Consider the following 14,420-nt stretch of genomic DNA (forward strand, 5'->3'; position numbering starts at 1 on the left):
CGCTGCCCCACCCAGCGGTTGCTGGATATTCGATGACGCTCCCCGCCGACATCCCCACCGACCTGCTGCCACCCCGCGTTCGCCCGGTGGACCGGCTCGGTTTTACCCTGTTCCTGGCCGCCCTGGTGCACCTGGCGCTGATCCTGGGTGTGGGCTTTTCCGTGGTCAAACCGGCTGATATCCGCCACACCATGGACATCACCCTGGCCACCTTCAAGAGCGAGAAGCCGCCTGAAAAGGCCGACTTCCAGGCCCAGGACAACCAGCAGGGCAGCGGCACGCTGGACAAGAAAGCAGTGCCCAAGACCACCGAAGTGGCGCCGTTCCAGGACAGCAAGATCAACAAGGTCACCCCGCCGCCTGCCGCCCGACAGGAGGTGCCGCCACCGCCGGTGCAGCAAAAGTCCGCGGTGACCACCCAGGCACCCAAGGCGCAGAAGGTCGAGCCCAAGCCGAAAGAGACCAAGCCCCAGCCGCAGGCCGAAGCCAAGGTGCCAGACTTCGACAGCTCGCAACTGTCCAGCCAGATCGCCAGCCTCGAGGCGGAGCTGTCCAACGAACAGCAGCGCTACGCCAAGCGCCCGCGCATCCACCGCCTGAACGCCGCCTCGACCATGCGCGACAAGGGCGCCTGGTACAAGGAAGAGTGGCGCAAGAAGGTCGAGCGCATCGGCAACCTCAACTACCCCGAAGAAGCCCGGCGCCAGCAGATGTACGGCAGCCTGCGGATGATGGTGTCGATCAACCGCGACGGTTCGTTATATGAGGTGCTGGTGCTCGAATCGTCCGGCCAGCCGGTGCTGGACCAGGCCGCCCAGCGCATCGTGCGCCTGGCCGCGCCGTTCGCGCCGTTCACCGGCGACCTGGCCGAGTTCGACCGGCTGGAGATCATCCGCACCTGGCGCTTTGCGCGGGGTGACAAGCTGTCGAGCAACTAGTCTCCAGGCATCCCCGCCCCCTGTAGGAGCAGGCTTGCCTGCGATAGCGTCAGCGGCCCCACCACCGCCATCGCAGGCAAGCCTGCTCCTACAGGGGTTGGTGGACAGCCGCACAGCACCTTGTCAGCCTCCTCACCTGGCGCCACACTAGCGCTCATGAAAACCTTCAGCCCCAGCTACCTCAAGCACCAGTTCCTGATCGCCATGCCGCACATGGCTGATCCGAACTTCGCGCAAACGCTGACGTACATCGTCGAACACAACGAGAACGGCGCCATGGGGCTGGTGATCAACCGCCCGCAAGAGCTGAACCTGGCCGACATCCTCGAGCAACTGCGCCCCGACGAAACACCGCCACCCAGCACCCTGCACGTACCCATCTACCAGGGTGGCCCGGTGCAGACCGACCGCGGCTTCGTGCTGCACAGCAACGAGTGCAGCTTCCAGGCCACCGTCGCGCTCGAAGGTTTGTCGCTGACCACCTCGCAGGACGTGCTGCTGGCCATCGCCGCCGGCGTGGGCCCCAAGCAGAGCCTGATCACCCTGGGTTACGCCGGCTGGGAAGCCGGGCAACTGGAAGCGGAGCTGGCCGACAACGCCTGGCTCAACTGCCCGTTCGACGCCGACATCCTGTTCGCCATGGCCAGTGACATGCGCCTGGCCCAGGCCGCCAAAAGCCTGGGCATCAACCTGAGCCTGCTGACCAGCCAGGCGGGGCACGCCTGATGGCCGAGCTGCGCCTGCTGCTGGGCTTCGACTACGGCACCAAACAGATCGGCGTCGCCGTCGGCCAGGTGATCACCGGCCAGGCCCGTGAGCTGTGCACGCTCAAGGCCCAGAACGGCGTGCCGGACTGGAACCAGGTGGAAAAGCTCATCAAGGAATGGAAGCCCGACGCCATCGTCGTCGGCCTGCCGCTGAACATGGACGGCACCCCCAGCGAGATGAGCGAACGCGCCGAAAAGTTCGCCCGCCGCCTGAACGGCCGTTACAACCTGCCGGTACACACCCACGACGAGCGCCTGACCACCTTTGAAGCCAAAGGCGAGCAGATGGCCCGTGGCAACCGCCATGGCAGCTACCGCGACAACCCGGTCGACGCCATCGCCGCCGCCCTGCTGCTGCAAGGCTGGCTGGAGGCCAATACCTGACTTTTCCGCGTTCACGCCGGGGCCACCACCACGCCCCGGCGCCCCCAGGAGACCCGCAATGAGCCTACCCGATCCCGCCGCACTGATCCGGCAGATGGCCGTCGACCTTCGCGCCCATCTGGCCCGCCGCGCCATCACCGAGCCACGCTATATCGGCATCCGCACCGGCGGCGTCTGGGTTGCCCAGGCCCTGCAAGCCGAGCTTGGCGACGACAGCCCGCTGGGCACCTTGGATGTGTCGTTCTACCGCGACGATTTCAGCCAGAACGGCCTGCACCCGCAGGTGCGCCCCTCGGAGCTGCCTTTCGAGATCGAAGGCCAGCACCTGGTGCTGATCGACGACGTGCTGATGAGCGGGCGTACCATCCGCGCCGCACTCAACGAACTGTTCGACTACGGCCGCCCGGCCAGCGTGACGCTGGTGTGCCTGCTGGACCTGGATGCCGGCGAACTGCCGATCCGCCCGAACGTGCTCGGTGCCACCCTGTCGCTGGCCGCCCATGAACGGGTAAAATTGACCGGACCCGCCCCGCTCGCCCTCGAGCGCCAGGACCTCGCCCCCGCATCCGCCCTTTAAGAGTCCCCCGCGATGACGCCATTCGACGCCAAGCGCCCGCTGCAGCTCAATGATCAGGGCCAGCTACGCCACTTTCTTTCGCTCGACGGTTTGCCCCGCGAACTGCTGACCGAAATCCTCGACACCGCCGACTCGTTCCTCGAAGTCGGCGCCCGGGCCGTGAAGAAGGTCCCGCTGCTGCGCGGCAAGACCGTGTGCAACGTGTTCTTCGAGAACTCCACCCGTACCCGCACCACCTTCGAACTGGCCGCCCAGCGCCTGTCGGCCGACGTGATCAGCCTGAACGTGTCGACCTCCTCGACCAGCAAGGGCGAGACCCTGTTCGACACCCTGCGCAACCTCGAGGCCATGGCCGCCGACATGTTCGTGGTGCGCCACTCCGACTCCGGCGCCGCCCACTTCATCGCCGAGCACGTGTGCCCGGACGTGGCGGTGATCAACGGCGGTGACGGCCGCCACGCGCACCCCACCCAAGGCATGCTCGACATGCTGACCATCCGCCGCCACAAGGGCAGCTTCGAGAACCTCTCGGTAGCCATCGTCGGCGATATCCTGCATTCGCGCGTGGCCCGCTCGGACATGCTCGCGCTCAAGGCGCTGGGCTGCCCGGACATCCGCGTGATCGGCCCGAAAACCCTGATCCCGATCGGCATCGAACAGTACGGGGTGAAGGTCTACACCGACATGGCCGAAGGCCTGAAAGACGTCGATGTGGTGATCATGCTGCGCCTGCAGCGCGAGCGCATGGCCGGCGGCCTGCTGCCCAGCGAAGGCGAGTTCTACCGCCTGTTCGGCCTGACCACCGCGCGCCTGGCCGGGGCCAAGCCCGATGCCATCGTCATGCACCCGGGCCCGATCAACCGTGGCGTGGAGATCGAGTCGGCTGTGGCCGACGGCAAACACTCGGTGATCCTCAACCAGGTCACCTACGGCATCGCCGTGCGCATGGCGGTGCTGTCCATGGCCATGAGCGGGCAGAACGCGCAACGTCAACTCGACCAGGAGAACGCCCAGTGACCCTCAGCATTATCGGCGCCCGGGTGATCGACCCTGCCAGCGGACTGGACCGCGTCACCGACCTGCACCTGGACGGCGGGCGCATTGCCGCCATCGGCGCGGCACCGGCCGGCTTCAGCGCCAGCCGCACGATCCAGGCCGACGGCCTGGTGGCAGCGCCAGGCCTTGTGGACCTCGGCGTGTCGCTGCGCGAGCCGGGCTACAGCCGCAAGGGCAACATCGCCAGCGAAACCCGCGCTGCGGTTGCCGGTGGCGTCACCAGCCTGTGCTGCCCGCCGCAGACCAAACCGGTACTGGACACCCCGGCGGTGGCCGAGTTGATTCTCGACCGCGCCCGCGAGGCGGCCAACAGCAAGGTCTACCCGATCGGCGCCCTGACCAAGGGCCTGGAAGGCGAGCAACTAGCCGAGCTGGTGGCCCTGCGCGACACCGGTTGCGTAGCGTTTGGCAACGGCCTGAAACAAATCCCCAACAACCGCACCCTGGCCCGGGCGCTGGAGTACGCCGCCACCTTCGACCTGACCGTGGTGTTCCACTCCCAGGACAGCGACCTGTCGCAGGGCGGCCTGGCCCACGAAGGCCCGATGGCCAGCTTCCTCGGCCTGCCCGGCATCCCCGAGAGCGCCGAGACCGTGGCCCTGGCGCGCAACCTGCTGCTGGTCGAGCAGAGCGGCGTACGTGCACACTTCAGCCAGATCACCAGCGCCCGTGGCGCCCGCCTGATCGCCCAGGCCCAGCAATTGGGGCTGCCAGTCACCGCTGACGTGGCGCTGTACCAGCTGATTCTCACCGACGAGGCGCTGCGCGACTTCTCGAGCCTGTACCACGTGCAGCCGCCGCTGCGCACCGCCGCCGACCGCGACGGCCTGCGCGAAGCGGTAAAGGCCGGGGTGATCCAGGCCATCTCCAGCCACCACCAGCCCCACGAGCGTGACGCCAAGCTGGCCCCGTTCGGCGCCACCGAGCCGGGTATCAGCAGCGTCGAGCTGCTGCTGCCGCTGGCCATGACCCTGGTCGAGGACGGCCTGCTCGACCTGCCGACCCTGCTGGCGCGCCTGAGCAGCGGCCCCGCCGCGGCCCTGCGCCTGCCGGCCGGCGAGCTGAAGGTGGGCGCTGCCGCTGACCTGGTGCTGTTCGACCCGCAAGCCTCCACCGTGGCGGGCGAGCAGTGGTTCTCGCGCGGCGAGAACTGCCCGTTCATCGGCCACTGCCTGCCGGGTGCGGTGCGTTATACCTTGGTCGATGGGCATGTCTGCTTTGAGTCCTGACAGACCGCACCGCCCGTTTCGCGGGTAAACCCGCTCCCACAGGGACTGCATGAGCTTCAGGCCAGTGCCGTACCTGTAGGAGCCGGCTTGCCGGCGATGAGGCCGGTTCAGGCTGCACAAGACGTTCCCACAGGATATGCAGCCCCCTGTGGGAGCGGGTTTACCCACGAATGCAGCAACACCGATGAGCCTGTTCGACGCCGACCACTCATCCCCCCCGGTTGAAATTCTTCCCCCCACCCCCATATGTCTCTGCAACAGGCATTTTCGCCCCGCTGCGTGGAGACACTCCCTTGACTACCATCGTTTCTGTCCGCCGTAACGGCAAAGTCGTCATGGGCGGCGATGGCCAGGTATCCCTGGGCAACACCGTAATGAAAGGCAACGCAAAAAAAGTGCGCCGCCTGTACAACGGCCAGGTCATCGCCGGCTTTGCCGGTGCCACCGCCGATGCCTTCACCCTGTTCGAGCGCTTCGAAGCCCAACTGCAGAAACACTCCGGCCACCTGGTGCGTGCCGCCGTGGAGCTGGCCAAGGAATGGCGCACCGACCGCTCCCTGAGCCGCCTGGAGGCGATGCTGGCGGTGGCCAACAAGGACGCTTCTCTGATCATCACCGGCAACGGTGATGTGGTCGAACCCGAAGACGGCCTGATCGCCATGGGTTCCGGCGGTGGCTACGCCCAGGCGGCAGCCCGCGCCCTGCTGAACAAGACTGACCTGTCGGCCCGGGAAATCACCGAGGCCGCGCTGAACATCGCCGGTGACATCTGCGTGTTCACCAACCACAACCTGACCATCGAGGAGCAGGACCTGGCCGAGTAATCAGCTGTTCTGGCGTCCCGCCCGGTGCGGGACTTTTCCACGCTGACCCACTTCGACCCAGGACCGTATTGACCATGTCCATGACCCCCCGCGAAATCGTCCACGAACTCAACCGCCACATCATCGGCCAGGACGACGCCAAGCGCGCCGTGGCCATTGCCCTGCGCAACCGCTGGCGGCGCATGCAACTGCCAGCCGAGCTGCGCCAGGAAGTGACCCCGAAGAACATCCTGATGATCGGCCCCACCGGCGTGGGCAAGACCGAAATCGCCCGCCGCCTGGCCAAGCTGGCCAACGCGCCGTTCATCAAGGTCGAAGCGACCAAGTTCACCGAAGTCGGCTACGTTGGCCGTGACGTCGAGTCGATCATCCGCGACCTGGCCGATGCCGCGCTGAAGATGCTGCGCGAGCAGGAAATCGTCCGCGTGCGCCACCGCGCCGAAGACGCCGCCGAGGACCGCATCCTCGACGCCCTGCTGCCGCAGGCGCGCACCAGCAGCTTTGCCGAAGAAGCCCAGCAGACCAGCAGCGATTCCAACACCCGCCAGCTGTTCCGCAAGCGCCTGCGCGAAGGCCAGCTGGACGACAAGGAAATCGAGATCGAAGTGGCCGAGAACACTGGCGTGGAAATCGCCGCGCCGCCCGGCATGGAAGAAATGACCAACCAGCTGCAGAGCCTGTTCGCCAACATGGGCAAGGGCAAGCGCAAGGCGCGCAAGCTCAAGGTCAAGGACGCGCTGAAGATGGTCCGCGAAGAAGAGGCCAGCCGCCTGGTCAACGAGGAAGAGCTCAAGGCCAAGGCCCTGGAAGCGGTCGAGCAGCACGGCATCGTGTTCATCGACGAGATCGACAAGGTGGCCAAGCGCGGCAACGTTGGCGGCGCCGATGTGTCCCGTGAAGGTGTGCAACGCGACCTGCTGCCGCTGATCGAGGGCTGCACCGTCAACACCAAGCTGGGCATGGTCAAGACCGACCACATCCTGTTCATCGCCTCGGGCGCCTTCCACCTGAGCAAGCCGAGCGACCTGGTACCTGAACTGCAAGGCCGCCTGCCGATCCGTGTCGAGCTCAAGGCGCTGACCCCGGAAGACTTCGAGCGCATCCTCAAAGAACCGCACGCCTCGCTGACCGAGCAATACAGCGCCCTGCTCAAGACCGAAGGCCTGAACATCGCGTTCGCCGACGAGGGTATCAAGCGCCTGGCCGAGATCGCCTTCCAGGTCAACGAAAAGACCGAGAACATCGGTGCCCGCCGCCTGCACACCCTGCTCGAGCGCCTGCTCGAAGAGGTGTCGTTCAGCGCCGGCGACCTGGCCAGCGCCCACGACGAGACGCCGATCAACATCGACGCTGCGTACGTGAACAGCCACCTGGGTGAGCTGGCACAGAACGAAGACCTGTCGCGTTACATCCTGTAAGAACCATCGCGGGGCAAGCCCGCTCCCACGCACTACTGACTGCGTGGGAGCGGGCTTGCCCCGCGAAGGGCCCTTGAATCCCATCACAAGAACCTCGAAGCTAACCCCATCAGCTGCCGAGAGATTTCTGAAATGGCCCGCCTGCCCACCGCCATCAACCTGCACAAAGCCTCGAAAACCCTCACCCTCACCTACGCCCCCGGCGAGGTCTACCACCTGCCCGCCGAATTCCTGCGGGTGCACTCCCCCTCTGCCGAGGTCCAGGGCCACGGCAATCCCATCCTGCAATTTGGCAAGATCAACGTAGGCCTCTCGGGCCTGGAGCCTGCCGGCCAATATGCACTGAAACTGACCTTCGATGACGGCCATGACTCAGGCCTGTTCACCTGGGAATACCTCGAGCAGTTGTGCCTGCGCCAGGAACAGCTGTGGGCCGAATACCTGGACGACCTGCACCAGGCCGGCAAGTCCCGCGACCCGGCCGAATCAGTCGTGAAGCTGATGCTCTAGCGCAAGGTTCCTACGAGTTAGAGCGCATTTTCTAATCTCATCTGCTTGAATGCCTTACAGACAGCCCAGTGACGGGCTGTCTTGCGCATTACATGAAAGTCGGGTAACCAATGGAGCTGGCAAGTTCCCTGCATCGTTTCATGGGCAAGCAGGGCCAGGCCGGTACGTAGTGGTCGCGAGAATGCGCAGGCTGTCTTCACACGCAGAACACCCCGCAGCTCATCACCCCCGCGCAACCGGTCGCAGCACCGCTGTTCCTTATCACTGGTCACCCGAGTAGCAGTACCGGGCTGTCACAACACGCCGGTACTCGTCTCAGGACAACGGAGCGTCGTAGATGAGTAACAAGAACAACGATGAGTTGCAGCGGCAGGCCTCGGAAAACACCCTGGGGCTGAACCCGGTCATCGGTATTCGCCGCAAGGACCTGCTGACCTCGGCGCGCACGGTATTGCGCCAGGCGGTACGCCAGCCCTTGCACAGCGCCAAGCACGTGGCGCATTTCGGCCTGGAACTGAAGAACGTGCTGCTGGGCAAGTCGAGCCTGCAGCCCGAAGGCGACGACCGCCGTTTCGCCGACCCGGCCTGGAGCCAGAACCCGCTGTACCGCCGCTACTTGCAGACCTACCTGGCCTGGCGCAAGGAGCTCAACGACTGGGTCAGCAGCAGCGACCTGTCGCCCCAGGACATCAGCCGCGGACAGTTCGTCATCAACCTGATGACCGAAGCCATGGCCCCCACCAACACCCTCTCCAACCCGGCGGCGATCAAGCGCTTCTTCGAGACTGGCGGCAAGAGCCTGCTCGACGGCCTGTCCAACCTGGCCAAGGACATGGTCAACAACGGCGGCATGCCCAGCCAGGTGAACATGGAGGCGTTCGAGGTGGGCAAGAACCTCGGCACCAGCGAAGGCGCGGTGGTGTACCGCAACGATGTGCTGGAGCTGATCCAGTACAAGCCGATCACCGAGCAGGTGCACAGCCGCCCGCTGCTGGTGGTGCCGCCGCAGATCAACAAGTTCTACGTGTTCGACCTGAGCCCGGAAAAGAGCCTGGCGCGCTTCTGCCTGCGCTCGCAGCAGCAGACCTTCATCATCAGCTGGCGCAACCCCACCAAGGCCCAGCGCGAGTGGGGCCTGTCGACCTACATCGACGCGCTCAAGGAAGCGGTCGATGCGGTGCTGGCGATCACCGGCAGCAAGGACTTGAACATGCTCGGCGCCTGCTCCGGCGGCATCACCTGCACCGCGCTGGTGGGCCACTATGCAGCGCTCGGCGAGAAGAAGGTCAACGCCCTCACGCTGCTGGTGAGCGTGCTCGACACCACCATGGAAACCCAGGTGGCGCTGTTCGTCGACGAGCAGACCCTGGAAGCCGCCAAGCGCCACTCGTATCAGTCGGGCGTGCTCGAAGGCAGCGACATGGCCAAGGTGTTCGCCTGGATGCGCCCCAATGACCTGATCTGGAACTACTGGGTCAACAACTACCTGCTGGGCAACGCCCCGCCCGTGTTCGACATCCTGTTCTGGAACAACGACACCACGCGCCTGCCGGCCGCCTTCCACGGCGACTTGATCGAGATGTTCAAGAACAACCCGCTGACCCGCTCCAACGCCCTGGAGGTGTGCGGCACTGCCATCGACCTGAAGACTGTCGACTGCGACATCTACAGCGTTGCCGGCACCGCCGACCACATCACCCCGTGGCAGTCGTGCTACCGCTCGGCGCACCTGTTCGGCGGCAAGATCGAGTTCGTGCTGTCCAACAGCGGGCATATCCAGAGCATCCTCAACCCGCCGGGCAACCCCAAGGCACGCTTCATGACCGGCGAGGACCGCCCAGACGACCCGGTGGCCTGGCAGGAGAACGCGATCAAGCACGCCGACTCCTGGTGGCTGCACTGGCAGGCCTGGCTGGGCGAGCGCGGCGGCGAGCTGAAAAAGGCCCCCACGCGCCTGGGCAACCGCGCCTACGCCGCCGGCGAAGCCTCCCCCGGTACCTACGTCCACGAACGCTGAGTGCCCGTGCCGCGTTGCGCCGCTGGGCGCAGCGCGCCCACTCACCAAAAGAGCCACGCGCATGTCGCAACCGTACCTGTTCAGGACCGTCGAGCTGGACGACCAGTCGATCCGCACCGCGGTCCGCCCGGGCAAGCCGCACCTGACGCCGCTGCTGATTTTCAACGGCATCGGCGCCAACCTGGAGCTGGTGTTCCCGTTCATCGAGGCGCTGGACCCGGACCTTGAAGTGATTGCCTTCGACGTGCCCGGGGTCGGCGGCTCTTCGACCCCGCGCCACCCCTACCGCTTTCCGGGCCTGGCCAAGCTCACCGCGCGCATGCTCGACTACCTGGACTACGGCCAGGTCAACGTGATCGGCGTGTCCTGGGGCGGTGCGCTGGCCCAGCAGTTCGCCCACGACTACCCCGAGCGCTGCAAGAAGCTGGTGCTGGCCGCCACCGCCGCCGGTGCGGTGATGGTGCCGGGCAAGCCCAAGGTGCTGTGGATGATGGCAAGCCCCAGGCGTTACATCCAGCCGTCGCATGTCATCCGCATTGCCCCGACCATCTACGGCGGCGGCTTTCGCCGCGACCCGGACCTGGCCTTGCACCACGCCTCGAAAGTGCGCTCCGGCGGCAAGCTGGGTTACTACTGGCAGCTGTTCGCAGGCCTGGGCTGGACCAGCATCCACTGGCTGCACAAGATCCACCAGCCAACCCTGGTGCTGGCCGGTGACGACGACCCGCTGATCCCGCTGGTGAACATGCGCCTGCTGGCCTGGCGGATTCCCAATGCACAGCTACACATAATCGACGACGGCCACCTGTTCCTGATCACCCGGGCCGAAGCCGTCGCCCCGATCATCATGAAATTCCTCCAGCAGGAACGCCAACGCGCGGTCATGCACCCGCGCCCGGCTTCGGGCGCCTGATTGCCTGTCGCATCCCACTGTGGCCAGTGCCGGCCCGTGGGGCGGGCTTGCCCCGCGACAGGCCCGATTGCTCAACGATGGAGTGTTGGCATGAAAGACAAACCGGCACCCGGGACGGCCCCGGCCCCCGCCACCAGCATGAACGTGCAGAACGCCATCACCGGCCTGCGCGGTCGCGACCTGCTCTCGACCTTGCGCCATGTCGGCCGCCACGGCCTGCGCCACCCGCTGCACACCGCCCGCCACCTGCTGGAGCTGGGCGGGACGCTCGGCCGGGTGATGCTGGGTGACACCCCCTACCAGCCGCACCCGCGCGACAACCGCTTCAGCGACCCGACCTGGAGCCAGAACCCGCTCTACCGCCGCGGCCTGCAGGCGTACCTGGCCTGGCAGAAGCAGACCCGCCTGTGGATCGAAGAAAGCTCGCTGAGCCATGACGACCGCGCCCGCGCGCAGTTTCTGTTCAACCTGATCAACGACGCCCTGTCACCCAGCAACTCGCTGCTCAACCCGCTGGCGGTGAAGGAGCTGCTCAACACCGGCGGCCAGAGCCTGCTGCGCGGCGCCAGCCACCTGCTCGACGACCTGCGCCACAACGACGGCCTGCCGCGCCAGGTGGACGAACGCGCCTTCGAAGTGGGCGGCAACCTGGCCACCACCCCGGGCGCCGTGGTGTTTCGCAACGACCTGCTGGAGCTGATCCAGTACAAGCCGCTGAGCGAAAAACAGTACGCCCGCCCGCTGCTGGTGGTGCCGCCGCAGATCAACAAGTTCTACATCTTCGACCTCGGCCCGACCAACAGCTTCGTGCAGTACATGCTCAAGCACGGCCTGCAGGTGTTCATGGTCAGCTGGCGCAACCCCGACCCGCGCCACCGCGAGTGGGGCCTGTCGAGCTACGTGCAGGCGCTGGAAGAAGCGCTGAACGCCTGCCGCAGCATCAGCGGCAGCCGCGACCCCAACCTCATGGGCGCCTGCGCCGGCGGCCTGACCATGGCCGCGCTGCAGGGCCACCTGCATGCCAAGCAGCAACTGCGCAAGGTACGCAGCGCCACCTACCTGGTGAGCCTGCTGGACAGCCAGTTCGACAGCCCCGCCAGCCTGTTCGCCGACGAGCAGACCATCGAGGCCGCCAAGCGCCGCTCGTACCAGCGCGGCGTGCTCGATGGCGGCGAGGTGGCGCGGATCTTCGCCTGGATGCGGCCCAACGACCTGATCTGGAACTACTGGGTCAACAACTACCTGCTGGGCAAGGCGCCGCCAGCCTTCGACATCCTCTACTGGAACGCCGACAACACCCGCCTGCCGGCGGCGCTGCACGGCGACCTGCTGGACTTCTTCAAACTCAACCCGCTGACCTTCGCCGACGGCCTGGAGGTGTGTGGCACGCCCATCGACCTCAAGCAGGTGGCTGTGGACAGCTTTACCGTGGCCGGCAGCAACGACCACATCACGCCGTGGGACGCGGTGTACCGCTCGGCCTTGCTGCTGGGCGGCGAGCGGCGTTTCGTGCTGGCCAACAGCGGGCATATCCAGAGCATCATCAACCCGCCCGGCAACCCCAAGGCCTACTACCTGGAGAACCCGCGGCTTTCCAGCGACCCGCGCGCCTGGTTCCACGACGCCCAGCGCCGCGACGGCAGTTGGTGGCCGCTGTGGCTGGACTGGATCGGGCCACGCTCCGGCACCTTGAAAGCGCCGCGCACCGAGCTTGGCAACGCCACCTATCCACCGCTGGGCCCTGCGCCCGGCACCTACGTACTGGCACGCTGAGCGAATGAAAACCCGCGACCGCATCCTTGAATGCGCCCTGGCGCTGTTCAACCAGCAGGGCGAGCCGAACGTCTCGACCCTGGAAATCGCCAACGAGATGGGCATCAGCCCCGGCAACCTGTACTACCACTTCCACGGCAAGGAGCCGCTGGTGATCGGCCTGTTCGAGCGTTTCGAAGAACAGCTGATGCCGCTGCTCGACCCGCCGCTGGACGTGCGCCTGGACGCTGAGGACTACTGGCTGTTCCTGCACCTGATCGTCGAGCGCATGGCCCAGTACCGCTTCCTGTTCCAGGACCTGTCCAACCTCACCGGGCGCCTGCCCAAGCTGGCCCGGGGCATGCGCAGCCTGATCAATGCGCTCAAGCGCACCCTGGCCGCGCTGCTGGCCAGCCTCAAGCGCCAGGGGCTGGTGACCAGCGAAACCCAGGCGCTGGGGCAACTGGTGGAGCAGATAACGCTGACCCTGATGTGCTCGCTGGACTACCAGCGGGTGCTGGGCCGTGAGGGGGATGTAGGGGTGGTGGTGTACCAGATCATGATGCTGGTGGCGCCGCACCTGCAGACGCCGGCGCGTGCAGCGGCGGAGCAGTTGGCGATGAGGTACCTGGAGGGCTGAAATCATCGCCTGTAGGAGCGGCCTTGTGTCGCGAAGGGCTGCGCAGCAGCCCCCGACGATTCAGGATTTTGCTCGAATCCTGGGGCCGCTTTGCGCCCCTTTCGCGGCACAAGGCCGCTCCTACAGGGGATGTGCAATCCCTGTAGGAGCGGCCTTGTGCCGCGATGCAGGCGAGGCGGTATCAGGCCTGGGTGGCCGCGTTCACCGGTGCCGACGGGGTGCTGCCGGCCGGGGCCGCGCTTGGCGCCGGGGCGGCAGTGGCTGCCGGGGTCGCTGCCGGTTTGGCTGCAGCTGGCTTGGCTGCCGGCTTGGCTGGTGCCTTTTTCACGGCAGGCTTCTTGGCCGCTGCAGGTTTTGCCGCAACAGGCTTGGCTGCAGGTTTTGCCGCAGGCTTGCCTGCAGGTTTTGCCGCAGGCTTGGCCGCCGCAGTTTTAGCAGCTGGCTTGGCCGCAGGCTTGGCCGCTGCGGTTTTCGCCGCAGGCTTGGCCGGCGCCTTGGCCAGTGGCTTGGCCGCAGCCTTGCTGGCACTGGCCTTGGAGATCGGCGTCACCGAGGCGCCGGTCAGCTTCTCGATCTGCTTGGTCAGGGTGTCGACCTGCTGGTGCAGGGCCTTGATCTCGTTGCGGCTGGGTACGCCCAGGCGCGAGATGGCGCTGTTCAGGCGCTTGTCGAAGGCTTCTTCGAGCTCGCTCCACTTGCCCAAGGCACGGTCCTTGACTCCGGACACCCGCGAAGTGGTCGACGACTTGGCGGTTTCAGCCACGTCTTCGGCGGTCTTCTTCGCGGTTTTTTCGGCCTTCTCGCCATCTTTTACCAGCGAGTCGAACAGCTTCGGGCCGTCCTGGTCGATCTTGGAGTAGATACCCAGCCCTGCCAGCCAGATCTTGCGGGAGTACTTCTCGATCCCGCCGACCCAGGAGCTGCCTTCTTTGTCGGAATTCTTCTTGCCAGCCATCCTGCTCTCCTTATGGTTTGTGCGCGACGCGCTCGAGCAGCTCGTGCAGCTGTTCAAGCTTGATGGACAACGCCTCAACGTCATGTTTAGACGGAATGCCGAGGCGATTCAAGGCGCGCCCTACGCGCTCGTCGAAGGCTTTCTCGATTTTGTCCAGCTGGGCCTCGACCCGGCCAGGTACCCGGGTGACTTCCTGGGCGGCTTCATCGATTTGCGTGTTGGCCGCGTCAACGGCCTTGTCCAGGCGCTTCTTGCCGCGTTTCTCGACGCCTTCACCGGCTTTTACCAGCTCCTTGAAGTAGTCGGAGCCTTCCTGGCCGACACGGGCGTAAGCGCCGATGCCCGCCAGCCAGATCTTGCGCGCGTAGCCGCGCACTTCGCCCAGGGTGCCCTGGGTGTCGTCTTTTTGCTTCAGGTTCGCTTTGGCCATGCTCTGCACC

At 65.9% G+C, this 14,420-nt stretch carries 15 protein-coding genes; 13 read left to right on the top strand and 2 right to left on the bottom strand.

Annotated features, from left to right (window positions below):
• Positions 1-32 precede the first annotated feature (32 nt).
• From KSS94_RS24830 to KSS94_RS24890, 13 genes are all read left to right on the top strand, one after another.
• A complete protein-coding gene (locus KSS94_RS24830; RefSeq protein WP_217840667.1) occupies positions 33-938 on the top strand; it encodes an energy transducer TonB in 906 nt (301 codons plus the stop codon).
• Positions 939-1,094: 156 nt separating this feature from the next.
• Positions 1,095-1,664: a YqgE/AlgH family protein gene (locus KSS94_RS24835; RefSeq protein ID WP_217840668.1), complete on the top strand. Its 570-nt coding sequence runs from the start codon at positions 1,095-1,097 to the stop codon at positions 1,662-1,664.
• Complete coding sequence (gene ruvX, locus KSS94_RS24840) at positions 1,664-2,089, top strand: Holliday junction resolvase RuvX (protein ID WP_217840669.1); 426 nt, start codon at positions 1,664-1,666, stop codon at positions 2,087-2,089. Before KSS94_RS24835 ends, ruvX begins: the two co-directional genes overlap by 1 nt.
• 58 nt (positions 2,090-2,147) lie before the next feature.
• Entirely contained in the window at positions 2,148-2,666 is a 519-nt protein-coding gene (pyrR, locus tag KSS94_RS24845; RefSeq protein ID WP_217840670.1) for a bifunctional pyr operon transcriptional regulator/uracil phosphoribosyltransferase PyrR, read from the top strand.
• 12 nt (positions 2,667-2,678) lie between these two features.
• Positions 2,679-3,683 (top strand): aspartate carbamoyltransferase catalytic subunit, encoded by a 1,005-nt coding sequence (locus KSS94_RS24850; protein WP_217840671.1) that lies wholly within the window; start codon positions 2,679-2,681, stop codon positions 3,681-3,683.
• On the top strand, positions 3,680-4,951 hold the full coding sequence (locus KSS94_RS24855) for a dihydroorotase (protein WP_217840672.1): 1,272 nt from the start codon (positions 3,680-3,682) through the stop codon (positions 4,949-4,951). Before KSS94_RS24850 ends, KSS94_RS24855 begins: the two co-directional genes overlap by 4 nt.
• A 293-nt stretch (positions 4,952-5,244) precedes the next feature.
• A complete protein-coding gene (gene hslV, locus KSS94_RS24860) occupies positions 5,245-5,775 on the top strand; it encodes an ATP-dependent protease subunit HslV (RefSeq protein WP_011536056.1) in 531 nt (176 codons plus the stop codon).
• 74 nt (positions 5,776-5,849) lie between these two features.
• The gene (hslU, locus tag KSS94_RS24865; protein ID WP_217840673.1) at positions 5,850-7,193 is read left to right on the top strand and encodes an ATP-dependent protease ATPase subunit HslU; all 1,344 of its coding nucleotides are present in this window, start codon (positions 5,850-5,852) and stop codon (positions 7,191-7,193) included.
• Positions 7,194-7,325: 132 nt separating this feature from the next.
• Complete coding sequence (locus tag KSS94_RS24870) at positions 7,326-7,703, top strand: gamma-butyrobetaine hydroxylase family protein (protein ID WP_217840674.1); 378 nt, start codon at positions 7,326-7,328, stop codon at positions 7,701-7,703.
• Positions 7,704-8,040: 337 nt separating this feature from the next.
• On the top strand, positions 8,041-9,720 hold the full coding sequence (phaC, locus tag KSS94_RS24875) for a class II poly(R)-hydroxyalkanoic acid synthase (protein WP_217840675.1): 1,680 nt from the start codon (positions 8,041-8,043) through the stop codon (positions 9,718-9,720).
• A gap of 61 nt (positions 9,721-9,781) precedes the next feature.
• The gene (gene phaZ, locus KSS94_RS24880; RefSeq protein ID WP_217840676.1) at positions 9,782-10,633 is read left to right on the top strand and encodes a poly(3-hydroxyalkanoate) depolymerase; all 852 of its coding nucleotides are present in this window, start codon (positions 9,782-9,784) and stop codon (positions 10,631-10,633) included.
• A 90-nt stretch (positions 10,634-10,723) separates the two neighbouring features.
• Positions 10,724-12,406 (top strand): class II poly(R)-hydroxyalkanoic acid synthase, encoded by a 1,683-nt coding sequence (phaC, locus tag KSS94_RS24885; protein WP_217840677.1) that lies wholly within the window; start codon positions 10,724-10,726, stop codon positions 12,404-12,406.
• A 4-nt stretch (positions 12,407-12,410) separates the two neighbouring features.
• On the top strand, positions 12,411-13,025 hold the full coding sequence (locus KSS94_RS24890; protein WP_217840678.1) for a TetR/AcrR family transcriptional regulator: 615 nt from the start codon (positions 12,411-12,413) through the stop codon (positions 13,023-13,025).
• Between the two features lie 181 nt (positions 13,026-13,206).
• Here KSS94_RS24890 and KSS94_RS24895 read toward each other — a convergent pair whose 3' ends face one another.
• A complete protein-coding gene (locus KSS94_RS24895) occupies positions 13,207-13,980 on the bottom strand; it encodes a phasin family protein (protein ID WP_217840679.1) in 774 nt (257 codons plus the stop codon).
• 10 nt (positions 13,981-13,990) lie between these two features.
• The gene (locus KSS94_RS24900) at positions 13,991-14,410 is read right to left on the bottom strand and encodes a phasin family protein (protein ID WP_217840680.1); all 420 of its coding nucleotides are present in this window, start codon (positions 14,408-14,410) and stop codon (positions 13,991-13,993) included.
• Positions 14,411-14,420 lie beyond the last annotated feature (10 nt).

This window comes from Pseudomonas fakonensis (assembly GCF_019139895.1).
Classification (GTDB): domain Bacteria; phylum Pseudomonadota; class Gammaproteobacteria; order Pseudomonadales; family Pseudomonadaceae; genus Aquipseudomonas; species Aquipseudomonas fakonensis.

Bases quoted from the DNA above. Each gene is read 5' to 3' on its own strand.
- hslU (WP_217840673.1), top strand. From the start codon at position 5,850: ATGTCCATGACCCCCCGCGAAATCGTCCACGAACTCAACCGCCACATC.
- phaC (WP_217840675.1), top strand. From the start codon at position 8,041: ATGAGTAACAAGAACAACGATGAGTTGCAGCGGCAGGCCTCGGAAAAC.
- phaZ (WP_217840676.1), top strand. From the start codon at position 9,782: ATGTCGCAACCGTACCTGTTCAGGACCGTCGAGCTGGACGACCAGTCG.
- KSS94_RS24895 (WP_217840679.1), bottom strand. From the start codon at position 13,980: ATGGCTGGCAAGAAGAATTCCGACAAAGAAGGCAGCTCCTGGGTCGGC.
- KSS94_RS24900 (WP_217840680.1), bottom strand. From the start codon at position 14,410: ATGGCCAAAGCGAACCTGAAGCAAAAAGACGACACCCAGGGCACCCTG.
- ruvX (WP_217840669.1), top strand. From the start codon at position 1,664: ATGGCCGAGCTGCGCCTGCTGCTGGGCTTCGACTACGGCACCAAACAG.
- phaC (WP_217840677.1), top strand. From the start codon at position 10,724: ATGAAAGACAAACCGGCACCCGGGACGGCCCCGGCCCCCGCCACCAGC.
- KSS94_RS24870 (WP_217840674.1), top strand. From the start codon at position 7,326: ATGGCCCGCCTGCCCACCGCCATCAACCTGCACAAAGCCTCGAAAACC.
- KSS94_RS24830 (WP_217840667.1), top strand. From the start codon at position 33: ATGACGCTCCCCGCCGACATCCCCACCGACCTGCTGCCACCCCGCGTT.
- pyrR (WP_217840670.1), top strand. From the start codon at position 2,148: ATGAGCCTACCCGATCCCGCCGCACTGATCCGGCAGATGGCCGTCGAC.
- KSS94_RS24850 (WP_217840671.1), top strand. From the start codon at position 2,679: ATGACGCCATTCGACGCCAAGCGCCCGCTGCAGCTCAATGATCAGGGC.
- KSS94_RS24835 (WP_217840668.1), top strand. From the start codon at position 1,095: ATGAAAACCTTCAGCCCCAGCTACCTCAAGCACCAGTTCCTGATCGCC.
- KSS94_RS24890 (WP_217840678.1), top strand. From the start codon at position 12,411: ATGAAAACCCGCGACCGCATCCTTGAATGCGCCCTGGCGCTGTTCAAC.